Origin of the sequence: Psychromonas sp. MB-3u-54, from assembly GCF_002836415.1 — a bacterium.
Taxonomy (GTDB): Bacteria; Pseudomonadota; Gammaproteobacteria; order Enterobacterales; family Psychromonadaceae; genus Psychromonas.
In genome coordinates, this window is sequence record NZ_PJBP01000006.1 from 1 (window position 1) to 3,696 (window position 3,696).

General features: G+C 44.3%; 3 protein-coding genes. All 3 read right to left on the bottom strand.

The genetic code is table 11. The annotated features are described in order from the left end of the window. Window positions 1–838 (bottom strand): tRNA (adenosine(37)-N6)-dimethylallyltransferase MiaA (gene miaA, locus CXF72_RS00145; protein ID WP_101036030.1); only part of this gene is annotated, 838 nt, incomplete at its 3' end. Beyond that, window positions 831–2,777 carry a DNA mismatch repair endonuclease MutL gene (gene mutL / locus CXF72_RS00150; protein ID WP_101036031.1) on the bottom strand — a complete coding sequence of 649 codons (1,947 nt, stop codon included), beginning with the start codon at window positions 2,775–2,777 and terminating at the stop codon, window positions 831–833. The genes miaA and mutL, both read right to left, overlap by 8 nt. 21 nt (window positions 2,778–2,798) lie before the next feature. Then, a partial coding sequence (locus CXF72_RS19670) for a muramidase family protein (RefSeq protein WP_157823145.1) occupies window positions 2,799–3,696 on the bottom strand: 898 nt, incomplete at its 5' end.

A 3,696-nucleotide genomic window follows, 5' to 3' on the forward strand; every position in this document is an offset into this window, starting at 1 on the left:
AAGTCATTTGCCGTTTAGCGAGTTGTCTGGTTGCTACAATGCCACGAAAGCGCATTTCCTCATAATCCATTGTCCCCTGCAAATATTCCCACATTTGCCGGTAACCAACACAGCGCATTGAGGGTAAATCTAAATGCAAATCGCCACGTTGATAAAGTTTGCGCACTTCTTGCTCAAACCCGGATTCCAGCATTAGCTCAAAACGTTGCTCGATACGCGCATGTAATACGCTTTTTTCAGCGGGTGCGATGGCGAATTGTTTAATGTGATAGGGAATAGGATCACTTTTCACTTGCGTCAGTTCCGTTAAGCTTTTTCCTGAGATGCGGAAAACCTCAAGTGCACGCGCTAAACGCTGGGGATCATTCACATGGATACGTGCAGCTGACACGGGATCTATCAGCTCAAGCTTATCATGTAAAGCCTGCCAGCCATTTTCCAGCGCTTCTTTCTCAATCTGCGCACGTATTTCCGGGTTGGCACTGGGTAACGGGGATAATCCGTCTACTAAGGCTTTGTAATACAGCATCGTCCCCCCCACGAGCAATGGAGTATGACCGCGTTCGGTGATCTCCTGCATTAACCTTAATGCATCTTCCCGAAAGTCACCCGCCGAGTAAGACTCAAGCGGATCAAGAATATCAACCAAAGCATGCGGCACTTGTTGCAGCTCGGCATTGCTTGGTTTAGCCGTCCCTATATCCATGCCTTTATAAATTAATGCGGAATCAACACTGATAATTTCACAGTCACATTGCAGGGCTAATTTTATGGCTAAATCGGTTTTTCCAGAAGCGGTCGGCCCCATTAAAAATAGGACGGTGGGATAGTTATTCATGTAAAAAACCTTGTACTAATAATGATAAATCGGGCACTCTAAATAATTCTTTCTGCCAGTCATCAAGCTGTTCCGAGAATAACGAAAGTAATAAATCAAAAAGTGCTTTGGCACTTTGCTCTGTCCAATGACTGTTTTCGGCTTGCTGCTGTTTTAATATTTTGACTAAAAATGCGCAAAAGAGATTAACCTGCTGCGCATCCATATGATTATCTCTTTGACTTAAAAAGGTTAATAGCTCGGGAATGATTTTCGCAACCGGCGCCTGCCTGAGTAACGCCGGCACTTTACTAATAATCAGCTTGCCGCTCTGTCTTTTAAAAACAAAACCTAAGCGCATAAATAACTCATTAAAGTCTTCACTGATTTTCAATAAAAGCGCATCAAGCTCAACACGCACAGGTAATAACAAAGGTTGTGCTATCACTTCTCCATCGGACCAGGCAGAAAACAACTCAATTTGCTTAATCATTAAATCGGCTTTTTCCAGAGACAACAGCAAAAAAGGCGAGTCAGTATTGAGCAGCTGCTGCTTTGCATTGAGCTTAATTAATAAATATTGCCTGTCGATCAAGCACAAGATATCCGCAAAATCCAGATCAGACAGAGCAGATAATGGTCGTTTTTCTGCCGAAAAAGGTAAGTGAGCCTCCGCGACAAAATCACAATAAGCAGCCATTTTAGCCTGATCCAGTTCAGGGGGTGTTTCGCGCTTAGCATAACCTGAAGATGCCGCTGCCATTTTAGCCTGATCCAGTTGCGGGTTTTCTGCGCGCTTGGCATAACCTGAAGATGATGAGGCGGTTTGCTCACTAGCCCGCCCGGCACTTGTATTTTGTTCTTTGGGCTCATACTGAGAATCAGGTTTTTCATCTTCGCTGCTGACCGGTAAATAAGCGTGGTCACTGGATTTAGGTTGTTCTTGTGGTTCTCCTAACAACGGAGATTCATTGAGGGTCACCGTTAGAGTGCTGACGATAAAATCATGTACCCAACGCGCCTGATGAAAACGTACCTCATGTTTTGAAGGATGCACATTCACATCCACTTGATCCGGATTACATTCAATATAGATAACGTAACCGGGGAATTTCCCATGGGGCAAGGAATATGCGTAAACCTGTTTGATAGCATGGTTAATTAATTTATCGCGAATCATCCTGCCATTGATATAGCAGTACTGCACATCATTTGATGACCGTGCGGAGAGGCTATCCGAGACCCAACCGGATATTTTTAACGCATTATCACTATTTTGAAAATATAAGGCGCTGCTGACGAAACTTTCACTACAAATAGAGGCAAGACGTTTTTCCTGCTGATTTTGTGTCTGTGTGGCGCGATACTGACGAACAATTTTATGATTGTGTTTAAGTATAAAAGTAATTTCAAAACGGCTTAATGCGATGCGCCGAATCAATTCGTCAATATGCTGAAATTCCGTTTTTTCTGTTTTTAAAAATCGCCGTCTGGCGGGCGTATTAAAAAACAGATCCAGAACTTCGACCGTTGTGCCCTGCGGATGTGCAGCAGGTTGAATATGCACTTTCATATCCCGGCCTTCAGCGATCGCCTGCCAGGCTTGATCCTGATCGGCTGGTTTAGAGGTAAATGTCAGGCGCGAGACAGAACTGACACTGGCTAAGGCTTCTCCGCGAAACCCCAGGCTGACAATCGCTTCGAGATCGTCTAAATGGCTTATTTTACTGGTCGCATGGCGGCTTAATGCCAGAGTCAGCTGTTCTTGACAAACGCCTACACCATTGTCTTTAACGCGGATACATTTTGCGCCGCCCTTTTCGATATCGATCTCAATTTTTGTCGCCCCGGCATCCAAGCTGTTTTCAATCAGCTCTTTAACCACGGAAGCAGGGCGTTCAACAACCTCGCCCGCAGCAATTTGGTTGGCCAGGCGAGGAGCTAAAATTTGAATAGGCATAAAATGAGTATCCGAAAACGATTAACTAACAGGAATGGTTAAAACTTGACCAACCCTAAGCAAAGTTGAACTGAGTTTGTTAAATTCTTTGATCACGTCACTGGTTGTACCATAACGACTGGCAATCACTGAAAGTGATTCACCACTGCGTACTTTATGCTCTTGTATAACATAACCGGGTAATGGAATTTTAATCTTTTGGCCAATAAAAACAGTGGTCGAACTTAGTCTGTTATGCGCTTTTAATCGTGCACTAGTCGTATCGTAACGTTGTGCTATTACAGATAAAGACTCTCCCGCTTTTACCTTATGCAGCCAGTCTTTTTTTACAGGAGCAATATAATCGCCCCCAGGGATTTGCAGAACCTGACCTATCAATAATGAACTTGAATGCAACTTGTTATAGGCTTTTAAATTATTTGCAGCAATTTGATAACGCTCGGCAATAACCGACAGAGACTCCCCGCTGCTGACCTTATGCGAACTTGCTCTAACCGGCATTGCCTTATTATCCCCCGGTATTTTTATTTTTTGCCCGATAGCAAGTGTCATGGAAGACAGATTATTAACCGTTTTAAGGGTGCTGGCGACGGTGCCGTAACGCTGCGCTATCACCGATAACGATTCTCCCGCTTTTACCCTGTGTAGCCGCTCTTTTTGTATTCTCACCGGCATCGAGGCAACATAATCAGTCCTTGGAATTTGCAGAACCTGACCTATCAATAATGAACTTGAGTTCAACTTGTTATAAGCTTTCAGGTTACCGGAACTGATGGCGTAACGATTTGCAATGACCGACAGAGACTCGCCGCTGCTGACCTTATGCGAACCAGGCCTAACGGGCATCACCTGAGCAAGCCCAATTGTTGCCGCCGGTATTTTTATTTTTTGTCCTATCGCAAGGATTGTGGAAGACAAG